The sequence below is a fragment of the Corallococcus terminator genome (assembly GCF_003611635.1).
GTDB lineage: Bacteria > Myxococcota > Myxococcia > Myxococcales > Myxococcaceae > Corallococcus > Corallococcus terminator.
On sequence record NZ_RAVZ01000247.1, the window covers coordinates 1 to 15,225 of the forward strand.

Below are 15,225 nucleotides of genomic sequence, written 5' to 3' on the forward strand. Positions count from 1 at the left end.
CCGCCCAACCCACCCGGGCATCCGACGGTGCGTTCCTCGACGTTGTGATTGGCGCGGGAGTGTCGGCTCGTTAAACCTCCGGCCGGCATGCACAAGACCCACCTCGTTGGCGCTCGCACCCACAACCTGAAGGATCTCTCCGTCGACCTGGCGGAGGGGGAATTCGTCTGCATCACCGGCGTGTCCGGAGGCGGCAAATCGAGCCTCGCGCTGGACACCCTCTACGCGGAAGGCCAGCGGCGGTTCGTGGAGAGCTTCAGCCCGTATGCCCGGCAGTTCCTCGAGCGGCTGGAGCGGCCGCCCATGGTGGCGCTGGAGCCGGTGGCCGCGGGCGTGGCGGTGGACCGGCGCGCGCCGGTGAAGAGCTCGCGCTCCACGGTGGCGACGCTGGCGGACGTGGAGCCGTACCTGTCCGCGCTCTTCACCCGCGAAGCGATGCCGGTGTGCCCGGACTGCGGCCTGGAGGCGGTCCGCACCGACGCGCGCGTGGCCGCCCAGGCGGCCCTGCGTGAACACCCGGAGGCGACCGGTGTCTTCACCTTCCCGGTGCGCATCCCGGACACGTCCGCGTTCCTGGATGCGCGAGCCCGCCTGCTCAAGGACGGCTACCACCGCCTGATGGTGCAGGGCGAGGTGAAGGAGCTGGAGACGCTCAAGCCGGGCGAATCCACCGACCCCGCGGGCGTGGCGCAGGTGGTGGTGGACCGGGTGAAGCTGTCGGACGCGAACCTGTCACGCGTCACCCAGGCGCTGGAGGATGCGTGGGCGCGCGCGGATGGCGAAGCGCTGCTGCACCTGCCGGAGTCCCCGCCGAAGCGGCTGCGCCGCGGGCTCGTCTGCCCGAAGTGCGCGCGCGAATTCGAGCCCGCGCGGCCCGGCCTCTTCAGCTACCAGAGCCCGGTGGGCGCGTGCGCGCCGTGTCGCGGCTTCGGACGCACCATCGGCATCGACTGGGGGAAGGTGATCCCCAATCCGTCGCTGAGCCTGTCGGAGGGCGCCATCCGGCCGTGGTCCGGCCAGTCCACGAGCTGGGAGCGGGACATGCTCCAGCGCTGGTGCCGGCAGAAGAACATCCCGCTCGACAAGCCGTGGGAGAAGCTGACCGCCGCGCAGCGGGAGTCGGTGCTCGAAGGGTCGGGCGGCTACGACGAGGGCCGTGCCTATCCGGGCGTGCGTGCGTGGTTCAAGTGGATGGAGGGCCGCACGTACAAGATGCACGTGCGCGTGCTCCTGGCCCGCTATCGCGCGTACACGCTCTGCGAGAGCTGTCAGGGCGCTCGGCTCAACGAGCAGGCCCGCGCGTGGCGCGTGGGTGGGTTGGACCTGCCGGGCTGGCACGGGCTGGAGCTGACGGAGGGCCTTGCGCGCCTGGAGGCGCTGAAGACGCTCACGGGGCAGGGGGACCTGGCGCGGCGCGAACTCTCCGGCCGCCTGCGCTACCTCCAGCGCGTGGGCCTGGGCTACCTCACGCTGGACCGTCCCGCGCGCACGCTGTCGGGCGGAGAAGCGCAGCGCGTGTCGCTCACCGCGGCGCTGGGGACGTCGCTCACGGGCGCGCTCTTCGTGCTGGATGAGCCCACCGTGGGCCTGCACCCGGGGGACGTGCCGCCGCTCACGGAGGCCATCGCGGAGCTGGCGGACCGGGGCAACATCGCGCTGGTCATCGAGCATGATCCGCTGGTCATCCGCTCCGCGCACCGCGTGCTGGAGCTGGGCCCGGGCGCGGGACGCCAGGGTGGAACGCTGTGCTTCGACGGCACCCCGGAGGCGCTGGCGAAGCGTCAGGACCTGCCCACCGGAAGGATGCTGTCCGGTGGCACGGAGGCGCCGCGCACGCCGCGCACCCGCACGGGCGAGCTGGTCATCCGCGAGGCGCGCGAGCACAACCTGAAGGACGTGTCCGTCCGCGTGCCGCTGGGCGTGCTGTGCGCCATCACCGGCCCCAGTGGCTCCGGCAAGAGCACGCTGATGGACGAGGTGCTCTACCGGCACCTGGCGCGCGGCCTGGGCGTCAAGGACGTGGAGACCCCCGGCGACGTGGCGGCGGTGGAGGGCGGCGCGCAGGTGGAGGCCATCACCTTCGTGGATCAGTCCCCGCTGGGGCGCACGTCGCGCGGCAACGCAGCCACGTACACCAAGGCGTGGGACCGGCTGCGCGAGCGCTTCGCGTCGGAGCCCGAGGCGGAGGTGCGCGGCCTGACGTCCGCGCACTTCTCCTTCAACGTGGACAAGGGCCGCTGCGAGGCCTGCGCGGGTGAAGGCTACGAGACGGTGGAGATGCAGTTCCTCGCGGACGTGGCCCTGCTGTGCGCGGTGTGCCGGGGCCGGCGCTTCAAGGAGGAGGTGCTCGCCGTCCGGCACCACGGCTTCAGCGTGGCGCAGGTGCTGGAGATGACGCTGGATGAAGTGCTCCAGCACTTCGGCGACGACGCGGCGCTCAAGCGCACCCTGGGCCCGGCGCAGCGCCTGGGCCTGGGCTACCTGCCCCTGGGCCAGCCCCTGTCCACGCTGTCCGGTGGCGAAGCGCAGCGGCTGAAGCTGGCGCGCGCGCTGGCGAGCGACGCGAAGGGCACGCTGTTCCTCATCGACGAGCCGAGCGCCGGCCTCCACGCGGAGGACGTGCGCCACGTGATGGCGTCGCTGCACGCCCTGGTGGACCGGGGCGCGAGCGTGCTGGTGGTGGACCACGACGTGTCGGTGATGAAGGGCTCGGACTGGATCATCGACCTGGGGCCCAAGGGCGGTCGCGACGGTGGCCGGCTGGTGGCGGAGGGCACGCCCGAGGACGTCGCGAAGGTGAAGGGCAGCGCCACCGCCGCCGCGCTCCGGGGCGAGGGCAAGCCGCTGGCCCGCACGGTGAAGCTGCGCAAGCCGGGCAAGGAGGCTCCGCCCGCCATCGAGGTGGAGCACGCGCGCGAGCACAACCTCCAGGACGTGTCGTGCCGCATCCCCCTGGGGAAGATGACGGTGGTGACGGGGCCCAGCGGCTCCGGCAAGAGCTCGCTGGTGTTCGACGTGGTGTTCGCCGAAGGGCAGCGCCGCTTCCTGGAGACGCTGACGCCCTACGCGCGGCAGTTCCTCCCGACGCTGCCGCGTCCGGACGTGGAGCGGATCAGCAGCATCCCGCCCACCGTGGCGCTGGAGCAGCGCACGTCCCGCGCGGGCGCCACCAGCACCGTGGCCACCGTCACCGAGGTGGCCCACTACCTGCGGCTGATGTACGCGAAGATTGGCGAGCCGCACTGCCCGAACGACGACACGCCCATCGGTGCCACCACGCCGGCGGCGCTCTTCGCGCAGATCACCGGGACCAAGGGCGAGGGGCAGTTGCTGGCGCCCGCGGTGCGTGCTCGCAAGGGCACGTACCTGGATGTCTTCACGGCGGCGGCCCGCGCGGGCATCACGCAGGCCATCGTGGACGGGGAGCTGGCGTCCACGGACGACCCGCCCCGGCTGGCGAAGACGAAGGAACACGACATCGACCTCGTGATGTACGAGGGCAGGCTCGCGAAGCTGCCGCGCGAGCTGTTCGAGTCCTCGCTCAACTGGGGCAAGGGCGCGTTGAAGGTCCGCACGGGCAAGGCGGAGACGCTCCTGTCCAGTGAGCGCACCTGCCCGAAGTGCGGCACCGCCGTGCCGGAGCTGGATCCGCGCTGGTTCTCCTTCAACACGAAGCAGGGCCGCTGCGAGTCGTGCGAAGGCACCGGCGTGCAGGGCGGCGCGACGGCGATGGCGGAGGGGGAGACAGCCCCGTGCAGGACGTGCGGCGGCAGTCGGCTGGCGCCCATGCCTCGCGCGGTGCGGCTGGAGGGCGCTCGCTACCACGAGGTGGTGCAGACGTCGGTGACGGCCACGCTCGCGCGCGTGCGCACCTGGAAGCTCAAGGGCGACCGGGCGCTGCTGGGCGAGACGGCGCGGCAGGAGATGCTGCGGCGGCTGGAGTTCCTGGAGCGCGTGGGCCTGGGCTACCTGTCCCTGGACCGCAACGCGGCCACGCTGTCCGGTGGCGAGATGCAGCGGCTGCGGCTGTCCGCGCAGTTGGGCGCGGGCCTCACCGGCGCGCTGTACGTGCTGGATGAGCCCACCATCGGCCTGCATCCGCGTGACACGCACCGGTTGCTCGACAACCTGCGCGCGCTGGTGGACACGGGCTCCACGGTGCTGGTGGTGGAGCATGACTCGGACACCATCCGCGCGGCGGATCACCTGCTGGACCTGGGGCCCACGGGCGGACGGGGCGGCGGCCACATCCTGGCCGAGGGCTCTCCGGACGTGGTGCTGGAGTCGGACTCTCCCACCGCGCTCGCGCTCCGGGCCGCGCAGGTCCGGCCTCCGTCAGGGCGGGGCGAACCCCAGGCGTGGGTGGAGCTGAAGGGCGCTCGCGCGAACAACCTCCAGCGCGTGGATCTGCGGCTGCCGGTGGGACGGCTCAACGTCGTGTCCGGCGTGTCCGGCTCCGGCAAGAGCACGCTCATCCGTCAGGTGTTGTTCCCGGCGCTGAGGGACAGGCTGGGGCTCGTCACGTCGAAGCCCGGCGCGTTCGATTCGCTCAAGGGCGTGGAGTCCATCAAGCGGGTGTTGTCGGTGGACCAGTCGCCCATCGGCCGCACGCCGCGCTCGGTGCCGGCCACGTTCCTGGGCATCTGGGACGAGCTGCGTCGCGTGTTCGCGGCCACGCCCGAGGCGAAGATTCGCGGCTTCGGGCCTGCGCGCTTCTCCTTCAACACCGCGAGCGGCGGCCGCTGCAAGGTGTGCGAAGGGCAGGGCGCCATCTCCCACGAGATGTCCTTCCTGCCCGACGTCGTCACGCCGTGCGAGGCCTGCAACGGCGCGCGCTTCGACGCCGCCACGCTGGAGGTGCGCTACCACGGCCTCACCGTGGGCGACGTGCTCCGCCTGTCCGCGGACGAAGCCAAGGACGTGTTCCGTTCGCTGCCCAAGGTGGCCGCGCCGCTGGTGTGCCTGGCGGACCTGGGCGTGGGCTACCTGCAACTGGGCCAGGGCTCCAACACGCTGTCCGGTGGCGAGGCGCAGCGGCTGAAGCTGGCCGCGGAGCTGACGGCCACCTCCCGCCACGAGCCCACGCTGTACGTGCTGGATGAGCCCACCACGGGCCTGCACCTGGGCGACGTGGAGAAGCTCATCACCTTCCTGGGCCGGCTGGTGGACCGGGGCGACACGCTGGTGGTCATCGAGCACCACCCGTCGGTCATCGCCGCGGGCGACCACGTGGTGGAGCTGGGGCCGGAGGGCGGCGAGGGCGGTGGCCGCATCGTGGGCGAAGGAACGCCCCGCGAGGTGGCGAAGCTCAAGACGCCCACGGGCCGGGTGTTGAAGACGGTTTTTTCCACTGAAGAACCCAAGACCCGCGTGGCTTCGCGGGGACGGTGAAACCTTGAACCCCTTCCGGCATCCTGCGCGTCGCATGCGAACCCCACTGCTGTTCACCGTCGCGACGGTGCTCTCCCTCTCCACGGCGGTCTCCGCCGCGGAACCCAAGACCGAGAAGAAGCCCATGTCCTTGCATCAGCTCTCCGCCAACCGGCTGGACGGCAAGCCCGAGAAGCTGTCGGACTTCCAGGGCAAGGTCGCCCTCGTCGTGAACACCGCGTCCGAGTGCGGCTACACGCCGCAGTACAAGGGCCTGGAGGCGCTGTACGCGGGCTACAAGGACAAGGGCGTCGTCGTCCTGGGCTTCCCGTCCAACGACTTCGGCGGGCAGGAGCCGGGCACGTCGCAGGAGATCGCGAAGTTCTGCGAGCTGCGCTTCAAGGTCACCTTCCCCATGTTCGAGAAGGTGAAGACGAAGGGCGAGGGCCAGTCCCCCGTCTACGCCTTCCTCGCCAAGGACCACGGCGAGCCCAAGTGGAACTTCCACAAGTACGTGGTGGGCAAGGATGGCCAGGTGAAGGCCGTCTTCCCCAGCAGCGTCACGCCCGACAGCCCGGAGCTGAAGGCCGCGCTCGACAAGGCGCTCGCGGAGAAGTGACGTTCGTTCCCCGGTGCCGGACCCGGTGCTTCCGGGGCCGCGCCGGGGTGGGATGCGAGGCCGTCCGACTTCCGACGCGGCCTTGCTTCCCGGGGGCTGCTCGGCGGGGCGCGCGGACATGCGCAGCTTGGGTCCCGGCCCATGTCCCTGCCCTCTTTTCTTTCCCGCTTCGTGACCGGTGTGTTGTTCGCGGCGCTCGTCGGCGGGTGTGCGTCGGTGGAGTCCCAGCGTTCGGAGCTGACCACGCGCGTGGGCCGTTCGGACCTGTCCGTGGCCGTGTTGCGTGCCCGCGTGCGCGACCTGGCCCGGCGCTTCTCCGGACTGCTGGAGGCCCTGGCGGATGACCTCGCCGTGCGCTCCGGTTCGCCCAAGGTGGCCGGGACCATGCTGCGCTTCAAGGCCAACTCCGTGCCCGCCATGCAGAGCGCGCTCTTCCAGCCGGACCCCGTGGCCGCGCTCATCGACGCCTGGGCGCTGCTGGTGCAGATCCAGGACGCGCTGCCCCAATTCGCCGAGGACACGCCTCCGGAGCTGCTGTCCGCCGCCCGCGAATCGCTGGAGGACATGGAGGCCCAGCTCGAGGACGAGTGGCGTGAGATCACCGGAAGCGAGGACGTGTCCCGGGCGCGGGACATCGTGCATGGGTGGGCCGCGGAGCATCCCCTGACGGGACCGCTCCTCACGCGCCATTCCACCGCGCCGCTGTTGGCCTCCGTCACCGAAGCCTCCGGTGGCGGACTGCGCTCCACGGCGGCGGGACTCGTCGAGGACACCCGGGACCTCACCTCGCGCGTGGACCTCTACGCGACCAGCCTGCCCCGACAGGCGCGCTGGCAGGCGGAGCTGGTCGTGGACGACGCGATGCGCTCGCCCCTGCTCCAGTCCACGCTGTCGGAAATGGGCCGCACCGTGGATCTGCTGGAGCGCGTGGGCTCCGTGGCCGCGAACACGCCCGCGCTCATCGCCCACGAACGCAAGGCCGTCCTGGAATCGCTGCACACCGAACGCCTGGGCCTCCAGGGCTTCGTCACCGAAGAGCGACAGGCGGTGCTCGCGGATGTGGGCCGCGAACGGCAGGCGGTGGTGGACGCGCTGCACGCCGAACGCGTGGCCACGCTCCAGCAGTTGGATGGGCTGGCGCGCGGCTGGGTGGACCACGCGTTCGACCGGCTGGGACCCCTGGTGGACCGGGTCTTCCTGTGGCTGGTGCTGCTGGTGGCGCTGGTGGGCGCGGGCGGACTGCTGGGCGCGTGGGTGCTCACGCGCGCCCTGCGGCGCTCCCACTGAGCGGGGCCGTGCCTACTTCTGCTTCTCCGCCTTGGGCGGGAACTCCTTCATCATCTTCTCCACGCCTTCGTCGAGCTTCTTGCCGGCGCTCTGCATGCTCGGGGTGTCGCCCAGGTTCGCCTGGGCCGTGCCGCGCCACACGAGCTTCTTCTCCTTCGCGTCCACCACGTCGAGGATGAGCGTGCCCACGTCGTACTGGCGCACGTAGGTCTCTCCGGCGCCGCCGTACGGCCCGTAGTACGAGCCCCAGAACGGATCCCACGGGTAGCCGTAGTAGCTGTCCACCATCTCCTCCGACAGCCGCGTGTCGATGGCGCCCTGCCAGCCGATGAGGAAGTCCGGGTTCTCGCTCGCGTCCACCTTCCGGTAGCCCCGCGACTGGAGGTCCTGGTCCACCGATTCCTTCACGCGGGCATCGGTGATGTCGTTGTTGATGCGCGCGTCCTGGGTCTTCTGGGGCTGCGCCATCCACGAATAGGTGCGGAAGTTGTCGATCCGCTGCACCGCCGCGGGGTCGTAATTGGTGCCTACGTCAACGCCCGCGCAGGACGCGAGCCCCAGGCCCACCAGCACGGGAACGACACGGGACAGCAGACGCATGGCGGCCTCCTCGGGGACGCGGTGTGCCCCGGGGAACGGGACACGGTCGGCTTCATGACGTTGGGCACCTCCCGGGGCGATGTCCCGCTCATGCCCGCCTGTCCGCCTCCGACTCCCGTCAGGGGCAGCTCAGTCGCCGCGCGGTCCCTTGTCTCCCTTGCCCTTGAACCACTTCGCGCCTTCCGACCGGGCCAGGAGGACGGCCAGCCGCGCGCGCTTCTGTGGGGGCAGGTCCTTGGCGAGCGCCTGATACATCTCCCGGTCCAACGCGGAGATCTGCGCCCGCGCGTCGAAGACCTTCTGCGCCGCCGCGTCCACCTGCCCCAGCGCCGCGCTGTCGCCCCGCGAAGCCAGGTGCAGTGTGCGAGCAGAGTCCCGCACCTGCTCGCGCAAGGGCCGACGGCGCTCATCGAAGCGGCGCAGCGTCTCATCCATCTTCAGGGCCTGCGCGCTGTCCAGCTCCAGCGTGTCCGCCAGCTCCAGCACCTGGCGCAGCCGCTGCCGCTGTTCAGCCTTCGCCGTGCGCTCGGGGTCGCGCGCTTCCGGCCCCTGCGCGCCGGGCTGGGCGAGGGCCATCACCGGCAGCGCGAACACCAACGCCCAGGTCATCCGCTTCATCGTCTTCACAGTGCCTCTCCCAGGTCGTCGAAGTCGTCGTCCCAATCCACCATGTCGTCGTCGCCGTCCGGGATGGACGCCAGCGCGTCCGAGTCCAGCGGCTCCAGTCCGGCCCACGCCTCGAACGCGGCCATCGTCTCCGCGTCCAGGTCGTCGCCGCCGCTGCCCGCCACCGGGACGGTCATCCCTGTCCCCGTCCGGGGTGCCTTGAGCCGCTCCAGCGCGGACGGGCCCAGCATCAGCGCGACTACCGCGGCGACGGCGGCGAGCGAACCCAGCGCCCGGCGTCCCATCCACCGGCGCGTCTGTTCCCGGCGCCAGGCCGCCAGGGTCCGCGCGCCCAGGCCTTCCTGCGCGCGCGTTTCGATGGCCGTCTGGGGCGGCAGCGTCACCAGGCCCAGCACCTCCTGGGCGGACGCCACCTCCGCCTGGCAGGCCGCGCAGGACTCCAGGTGGGACCGGAAGCGCGTGGCCTCCTCATCCTCCAGCGCCCCGGCGGCGTGGAGGCTCGCCTGCTCCTCGTATTCCACGCACGCACCCATCACGGCTTCTCCCCTGGTGTCCCGGTCACGTCGGCCTTCAAGCGTTTCACCGCGTGGTGGAACTGCACCTTCGCGTTGTTCTCAGTGATGCCCAGCGTCTGGGCGATGTCCTTGAACGGCAGTCCGCCGTCCACCCGCAGCGTCAGCACCTCGCGCTGGCGGCGGGGCAGGGCGAGCACCGCCTGGCGCACCTGCTGTCCGCGCTGGGTGCGCTCCAGCGCCGCCTCCACGCTCTCCCCGTGATCCCCCGCCACGTCGTCCGTCACCGCTTCCACCAGCACCGGCCGCCACCGGAAGCCCTGCCGCGCGTGGTTCTTCGCCAGGTTGAGCGCCACCCGCACCAGCCAGGCCCGGAAGGGCGCGGGCGTCGTCGGGTTGAAGCGCGCGAACACCCGGCGCGAAGCCTCCAGGGCCCGGAGGAACGCCTGCTGCGTCAGGTCCGCCGCGTCCTCCGCGCTCGTGGTGTAGCGGCGCATCAGCGCGAAGACGAGCCCCCGGTGCCGCTCGAAGAGCTGGCCGAACGCCGCCGCGTCCCCCGCCAGGAAGGCCCCACACAGGGCCTCATCCGTGGGAGTCCCCGCGCCCTGTCCAGGCCGCGCCAGTCCTAGGACCCGTCCGCTCACATGGCCTCCAACCCGCCAGCGCACAGAAGGTTATTTTCCGGGCGATTTCGCCCTGGAAATCCACCGGGCGTCCGGAATCCGGCAGCCGGGCCCGGAGGCTTGCGGGCGACCTGGGGACGGCCCAGAGCAGGCCCGGGGCCGGCCTGGAGGGGGAACGGCCTGCCCGGGGACCCGTCGGGCGCGAGCGGCCACCTCCAGGGCACCGGCGTCAGGCGGAGGCGCTGGTCCCGCCGGGGGCGGCGGGGTGCGTCTGGAGGTACTTCAGCACGTCGTCCAGGTGCCGGTAGACGCGCACCTCGTGCTGGATGACGTGTTCGACGGTGCCGTCCGCGCCGATGATGAAGGTGACGCGCCGGTCCACGTTGAGCAGGGGCCAGAGCACGCCCCACGCGCGGCTGATCCGCCGCTCGTCGTCCCCCAGCAGGGCGAAGTGGATGCCCTCCTGTTCGGCGAAGTCGCACTGGGTGGTGAGGGTGTCCACGGAGACGCCGACCAGCTCCGCGCCCAGCTCGCGGATCCGCTCGTGGTTGTCCCGGAACGCCCGGTTCTCGATGGTGCACCCCACCGTGAAGGCGCGGGGGAAGAAGAAGAGCACCACCCGCCGGCCGCGCAGCCCCGACAGCCGCACGTCCTGACCGTGGCAGTCGGTCGCGACGAAGTCTGGCGCGAGGTCTCCGACAGAAATCATGCGGTGCGTGCTCCTCCCGGGGCAGCGGGGTCCGCCATCCCCTACCACGTTTTCCCCGTCATCCCACGCCGCGCCGCGCCGGCCGCCCGGTCCGTCGGGAATCTGGCTAAGGTCTCCCATCGTGTTGCCTGCCAGGACTGAACTCGACGACCCCGCCTTCCGCAGCGCCCTCGCCACCGCCCTGGGGGTGACGCGGGTGGCGCGCGTCACCGGCCTGGACCGCACCGGCGTGGAGGTGGCCTGCGCGGTGCGCCCCGGAGGCCACGTGCTCCAGGTCTGCAACGGCAAGGGCCTCACCTTCGAGGACGCCGCCCGGGGCGCGCTCCTGGAGACGGCGGAATTGTGGGCGGCGGAGACGGTGCGCCCGGAGCGGCTGCGCTGGGGCACCCGCGCGGAGCTCGAACGGGCAGGCGCCCCCGTCTGGGGCGTGGAGTCCCTGGGGTCCGCGGGGCAGGTGGCGGTGCCGAGGCTCGCGGGGCCGGACGTGCGGCTGGCGTGGTGCGAGGCGAAGGACCTGCGAAGTGGCCAGTCCCTCTGGGTACCGGCGCAGGGGGTGTACTGCCCGCCGTCGGGAACGGTGGAGCTGGGGCCGGTGTCGGTGGGCTGGACGACGAACGGCTCCGGCGCCCATCCGGACGCCGAGAGCGCCCTGCTGCACGCGCTCCTGGAGGCCACCGAGCGCGACCAGCTTTCGCGCGCGCTGCCGGAAGGGTGGACGGAGGCCGGCGTGGTGAAGCGCATGGTGCGCCCGGACAGTCTGCGGGACGGGGCGCCGCGCACGGCCGCGCTGTGGGAAGCGCTGCACGCGCGAGGGTTCCACGCGTACCTCTTCGACGTGACGCCCGCGCTCCGTGCGCGTGGGACGGTGGGGCTGCCGGTGGCGGCGGCGGTGTTGGTGGACGCGGAGGAGGGGCCGGTGCCGCTCACCGCGGGCTATGCGTGCGCGCTGGAGCGGGACGAGGCGTTGCTCAAGGCCCTGCTGGAGGCCGCGCAGTCGCGGCTGACGGACATCCACGGCGCGCGCGAGGACGTGGAGGCGGCGGACCGCGACGCGGCGCTGGGGTTCGCCCAGGCGCTGTCGGAGGTGCGGCCCCGGCACCTCGCGGAGGACATCCCGGAGGTCGACTCCCGGCGCACGCGCACGGTGGCGGCGCGGGTGCGCACGGTGTTGACCCTGCTGGAGGGCGCGGGCTTCGCCCAGGTGGCGGCGATGGCGTTGGACGCCCCGCTGGGCGGGCTGCACGTGTGGAAGGTCGTGGTACCGGGCATGCGCGTATCGGAGCTCCTGTGAAGCGGCGGGCCGAAGACCTGGTGGTGTTCCTGGGGCCCTCGTTGCCCGCGGCGGAGGCGCACAAGCTGGCGCCGTGCACGGTGCTGCCCCCGGCGCGCCAGGGCGACGTGTGGCGGGCGCTGTCGCTCAAGCCCCGGGCGCTGGTGCTGGTGGACGGTGTCTTCGAGGCGCAGCCGTCGGTGTGGCACCACGAACTGCTCGCGGCGATGGAGGCGGGCGTGGCGGTGTTCGGCGGCGGCAGCATGGGCGCGCTGCGCGCCGCGGAGCTGGCCTCGCACGGCATGGTGGGCGTGGGCCGCATCTTCGGCTGGTACCGCGACGGCGTGGTGGTGGACGACGCGGAGGTGGCACTGCTGCACGCGGACGCGGAACACGGCTGGCGTCCGCTCACCGTGCCCCTGGTCAACGTGCGGCACGAAGCGGAGCGGGCGCGCAAGGCCCGCGTGCTGGGACGCTCCGGAGCGCAGGCCCTGGTGGACGCGGCCGCGGGCCTCTTCTACCAGGAGCGCACCTGGGCGCGGATCCGCGAGGCGGTGGCCCCCGCCTGGTCCGCCCCGTCGCTTTCGGCCTGGGATGCGTGGTTCGCGGACGGGGTGGAGGACCTCAAGCGGCTGGATGCCATCGCGTGCGTGCGCTCCGCGGCGGAGTTCGTGGGCCTGTCCGCCCCCGCGATGCCGGGCGCGCGGCGCAATCCCTCGTCGCTGGTGCGGCGTCGGCGGCTGGTGGAGGACGTGACGCGCGTGGGGGGCCGGGCCGTGGACTCCGGCCAGGTGCTGGAGCTGCTGCGCGGCGCCCCGGACGCGGCGGCCTGGGCGGAGGCGGGCCTGCGCAGGGCGCTGCTCGCCGGGTGGGTGCGCTCGCTGGGCCTCACGGTGACGGAGGAGGAGATCGCCACCGAGGAGGCCGCGTGGTGGAAGGAGCGGGGCGTGCGCTCTTCGCGCCGCGAGGCCTTCCTCGCCGCCAGCGGGCTGGACGCGCCGGGCCTGCGCCGGTTGTGTGAGACGCGCGCGCTGGAGCGGCTGGCCCTGGCGCAGGCCTCTCGGCTGCTGCCGGACGGGCCCTCGTGGGACGAAGCGCTGGCGTCCGAGGCCCGGCTGGGCGGCCAGTGGGAGCAGGCTGCCCGGGCGCTGCTGTCACAGGCGGATGCCACGGACGAGGACGCGGCCGAAGGCGACTGACGCGAGCAATCCCAGACAGCGAGGTCGGCAGGACCCCGCCGGGGAGCAAACCGCCGTGTCCGGGCGATACACCGTGTCTCACCGAAACCCGAAGGCCCCCGGGCTCCCTGCCGGGTTGGCCGTCCGCTCAGGGGTCCGCCTTCCCAGGACGTCGTGAAAAAACGTGACAGCCCCGCACGGCCAGCTAGGGTCAACCCCGGAGGTTGTCCGCATTGAGCACCGCTCCCTGGGTGGTTCCGCCGAGGTGGCCCGCGCCGTCAACGGCCGGGTGCGCTCGCGGTTTGCGGGGAATCCAACCTCCGTGGTGGGATGCGACAGGGAAGGTCTCCCCGGCGGTCTTGTTTCACCGACACCGCGCTCCTACTTCGCAGGTTGTGTCGCTTCTTGAGCCAGGGCTATGACGACGCCGCTCCACCCGGACCAACTGGAAGTCGGCCACCACGTCGGACCGTGGCGCATCGTCGGCTCGTTGGGGGCGGGAGGCTTCGGCCGGGTGTTCAAGGTGGAGCGGGGCGGGCACGTCTACGCGCTGAAGATTGCCTTGCGTCCGGCGGGGCCGCACGCCGCGGAGGAGGAGGACGTCAACGGCCGGCTGTCGCGTGAAGTGGCGGCGCTGCTCGCCTGCGCGCCACATTCCAACCTGCCGCGCGTGCACGCGGTGGATCGCTGGCCCGCGCCGCCGGATGGCTACTTCTTCCACGTCACCGACTACGTGGACGGAGAGACCTTCCACGAGTGGCGCTGGCGGGTGAAGCCGTCCGCGGCGCACCTGCTCACCGTCTACACGGAGGTCGTGCGGGTGGTGGCGGATCTGCACCGGCGGGGTGTGCACCACCGGGACCTGAAGGCGGACAACCTGCTCATCCGCCGCGTGGATGAGCGGCCGGTGCTCATCGACCTGGGCACGGCGCGCATCCCGGGCGCCTCCACGCTGACGGTGGGCGTGGCGCCCGCGTCCCCGCACCTGTTGCCGCCCGAGTGCGTGGCCTTCCTGCGCGAGGGCTCCTGGAAGTCGGGTGCGAACTTCGACGCGGGCGTGCCCGGAGACCTCTACGCGCTGGGCGCGCTGCTCTATGAATCGCTGACGGACGGCTACGCGTTCGACCCGAGGCTGCCCTACGACCGGCTGCTGCCCGCCATTGAGACGGTGGTGCCGCGCGCCCCGCATGAGGTGAACCCCAAGGTGCCCCAGGCCCTGGGCGACATCGCGATGCGGCTGCTCTCCAAGCGCCCCGAGGATCGCTATTCGAGCACGGAGACGCTGCTGCAGGCCCTCTGGGAGGCCGCGAAGGACAAGCGCCATCAGGAGTGGAAGCTGTCGCTGGACATCCCGGTGGACCGGGAGGCGCCGTTGGTGGACCGGGGCGTGGTGTCGCTGTCCCAGTTCCCCGGGACCGCCGGGCCCGTCCATGAGTCGGAGCCCGTGCCGGATCGGGTCGCGACCCCAGGTCCATCCACCGAGTTGCCTCCGTCCCCTGATGCGTCCGTTCCAGGGGAGGAGACGCCCCTGGACGTTCCACTGTTGTCCGGGGCGCGGCGTCACCGCATCGCCGGGTTGCTGGGCCTGGGGGTCCTGCTCCTGGGCCTGCTGGTCTTCGGTCTGTTCCGGTCGGTTCCGAGCACCCGCCGCCCCGCTGTCCCGCTTGATTCAGAGAAAGGAAGTTCGTCCGTGACGCCAACCCCGAGTCTTCCCGACGCCTCCGTGCTCGCGGTGGCGTCCGCCCCGGATGCGGGGGATTCCCCCGAGGAGGCGGCATCCGCGCCCGTTCAGGACGCCGAACGGGTCGCGGCCACGCCCACGACCGTGAAGCCTCTGCGCACGGACGGGGGGGTGCTTCGCAAATTCGCCGGAGCGGCCGCCGCGGCCTGCGTGGGTGCTTCCTGCGGGGGCGGCACGGGCAGGATCCGCAGCGAGGGCGACACCCACGACCCGTGCCCCAGGGGGGCCGCCAAGGCCATGCGGGAGCTGAAGATTCCACCCCAGGGGGTCTCCCTTTGGACGTCCGCGGTGGAGGACCAATATGTGGGCTTTGTCCCGATCTCCCCGGGATTGCGGTCCATGAGGATCGACTCATTTCCCCCGTGGGGTGGCAGGGGCGGGGAACATCGCATGAAGGTGAGAATCATCTTCGGGAAGACCCGCACGCGGTTCCTGGTCACGGAGGTGACCAAGGCGGATGGGACCATCCTGCCGGTCTGCATGGATTACATTTCGGACGAGGATCGCCTGCCCGGCTTTGAGTCGCAGCCCCCTCGACCGGGGAGTCGAACTCCGCCGGACACGGCCACGGTTCGCCAGGTCCCGGGCCACTTGCAATACGTGGTTCCGGTGCAGTCCTTCGTGAACGTGGACGAGGGCTGACGGCTCGCTTCGCGGGGTCGCACTACCCAGGGGGAGGGGGCCTCGTG

General features: G+C 72.0%; 11 protein-coding genes. 6 read left to right on the plus strand and 5 right to left on the minus strand.

Features of this window, described 5'->3' with window-relative positions; translation table 11 throughout:
• The first annotated feature begins 87 nt into the window (after positions 1–87).
• The 3 genes from uvrA (at position 88) to D7V88_RS28875 (ending at position 7,276) form a co-directional block, all read left to right on the plus strand.
• Positions 88–5,391, plus strand: coding sequence for an excinuclease ABC subunit UvrA (gene uvrA / locus D7V88_RS28865; protein WP_120543843.1), 5,304 nt, complete (start codon positions 88–90; stop codon positions 5,389–5,391).
• A 34-nt stretch (positions 5,392–5,425) separates the two neighbouring features.
• Entirely contained in the window at positions 5,426–5,989 is a 564-nt protein-coding gene (locus tag D7V88_RS28870; protein WP_208726533.1) for a glutathione peroxidase, read from the plus strand.
• A gap of 141 nt (positions 5,990–6,130) precedes the next feature.
• Positions 6,131–7,276, plus strand: coding sequence for a chemotaxis protein (locus tag D7V88_RS28875; RefSeq protein ID WP_120543844.1), 1,146 nt, complete (start codon positions 6,131–6,133; stop codon positions 7,274–7,276).
• A gap of 12 nt (positions 7,277–7,288) precedes the next feature.
• Here the strand turns inward: D7V88_RS28875 and D7V88_RS28880 are convergent, their stop codons facing one another.
• From D7V88_RS28880 to D7V88_RS28900, 5 genes are all read right to left on the minus strand, one after another.
• Positions 7,289–7,876 carry a DUF4136 domain-containing protein gene (locus D7V88_RS28880; protein ID WP_120543845.1) on the minus strand — a complete coding sequence of 196 codons (588 nt, stop codon included), beginning with the start codon at positions 7,874–7,876 and terminating at the stop codon, positions 7,289–7,291.
• Between the two features lie 129 nt (positions 7,877–8,005).
• Positions 8,006–8,494: a hypothetical protein gene (locus tag D7V88_RS28885; RefSeq protein WP_120543852.1), complete on the minus strand. Its 489-nt coding sequence runs from the start codon at positions 8,492–8,494 to the stop codon at positions 8,006–8,008.
• Between the two features lie 5 nt (positions 8,495–8,499).
• Positions 8,500–9,036, minus strand: a complete 537-nt coding sequence (locus tag D7V88_RS28890) for a zf-HC2 domain-containing protein (protein ID WP_120543846.1) — start codon at positions 9,034–9,036, stop codon at positions 8,500–8,502.
• A complete protein-coding gene (locus D7V88_RS28895) occupies positions 9,036–9,659 on the minus strand; it encodes an RNA polymerase sigma factor (RefSeq protein WP_244238455.1) in 624 nt (207 codons plus the stop codon). The genes D7V88_RS28890 and D7V88_RS28895 overlap by 1 nt, the downstream gene beginning before the upstream one ends.
• A 208-nt stretch (positions 9,660–9,867) precedes the next feature.
• Entirely contained in the window at positions 9,868–10,347 is a 480-nt protein-coding gene (locus D7V88_RS28900) for a peroxiredoxin (RefSeq protein WP_120543847.1), read from the minus strand.
• A 121-nt stretch (positions 10,348–10,468) separates the two neighbouring features.
• Here D7V88_RS28900 and D7V88_RS28905 point away from each other — a divergent pair, with 121 nt between their 5' ends.
• From D7V88_RS28905 to D7V88_RS28915, 3 genes are all read left to right on the plus strand, one after another.
• A complete protein-coding gene (locus D7V88_RS28905; RefSeq protein ID WP_244238456.1) occupies positions 10,469–11,638 on the plus strand; it encodes a YcaO-like family protein in 1,170 nt (389 codons plus the stop codon).
• Positions 11,635–12,816 carry a TfuA-like protein gene (locus tag D7V88_RS28910; protein WP_120543849.1) on the plus strand — a complete coding sequence of 394 codons (1,182 nt, stop codon included), beginning with the start codon at positions 11,635–11,637 and terminating at the stop codon, positions 12,814–12,816. Before D7V88_RS28905 ends, D7V88_RS28910 begins: the two co-directional genes overlap by 4 nt.
• Before the next feature lie 397 nt (positions 12,817–13,213).
• Positions 13,214–15,178 carry a serine/threonine protein kinase gene (locus tag D7V88_RS28915; RefSeq protein WP_120543850.1) on the plus strand — a complete coding sequence of 655 codons (1,965 nt, stop codon included), beginning with the start codon at positions 13,214–13,216 and terminating at the stop codon, positions 15,176–15,178.
• Positions 15,179–15,225: the final 47 nt, after the last annotated feature.

Coding starts and splice junctions, on each gene's coding strand:
- D7V88_RS28915 (WP_120543850.1), top strand. CDS start 13,214: ATGACGACGCCGCTCCACCCGGACCAACTGGAAGTCGGCCACCACGTC.
- D7V88_RS28880 (WP_120543845.1), bottom strand. CDS start 7,876: ATGCGTCTGCTGTCCCGTGTCGTTCCCGTGCTGGTGGGCCTGGGGCTC.
- D7V88_RS28870 (WP_208726533.1), top strand. CDS start 5,426: ATGCGAACCCCACTGCTGTTCACCGTCGCGACGGTGCTCTCCCTCTCC.
- D7V88_RS28885 (WP_120543852.1), bottom strand. CDS start 8,494: ATGAAGCGGATGACCTGGGCGTTGGTGTTCGCGCTGCCGGTGATGGCC.
- D7V88_RS28875 (WP_120543844.1), top strand. CDS start 6,131: ATGTCCCTGCCCTCTTTTCTTTCCCGCTTCGTGACCGGTGTGTTGTTC.
- D7V88_RS28890 (WP_120543846.1), bottom strand. CDS start 9,036: ATGGGTGCGTGCGTGGAATACGAGGAGCAGGCGAGCCTCCACGCCGCC.
- uvrA (WP_120543843.1), top strand. CDS start 88: ATGCACAAGACCCACCTCGTTGGCGCTCGCACCCACAACCTGAAGGAT.
- D7V88_RS28900 (WP_120543847.1), bottom strand. CDS start 10,347: ATGATTTCTGTCGGAGACCTCGCGCCAGACTTCGTCGCGACCGACTGC.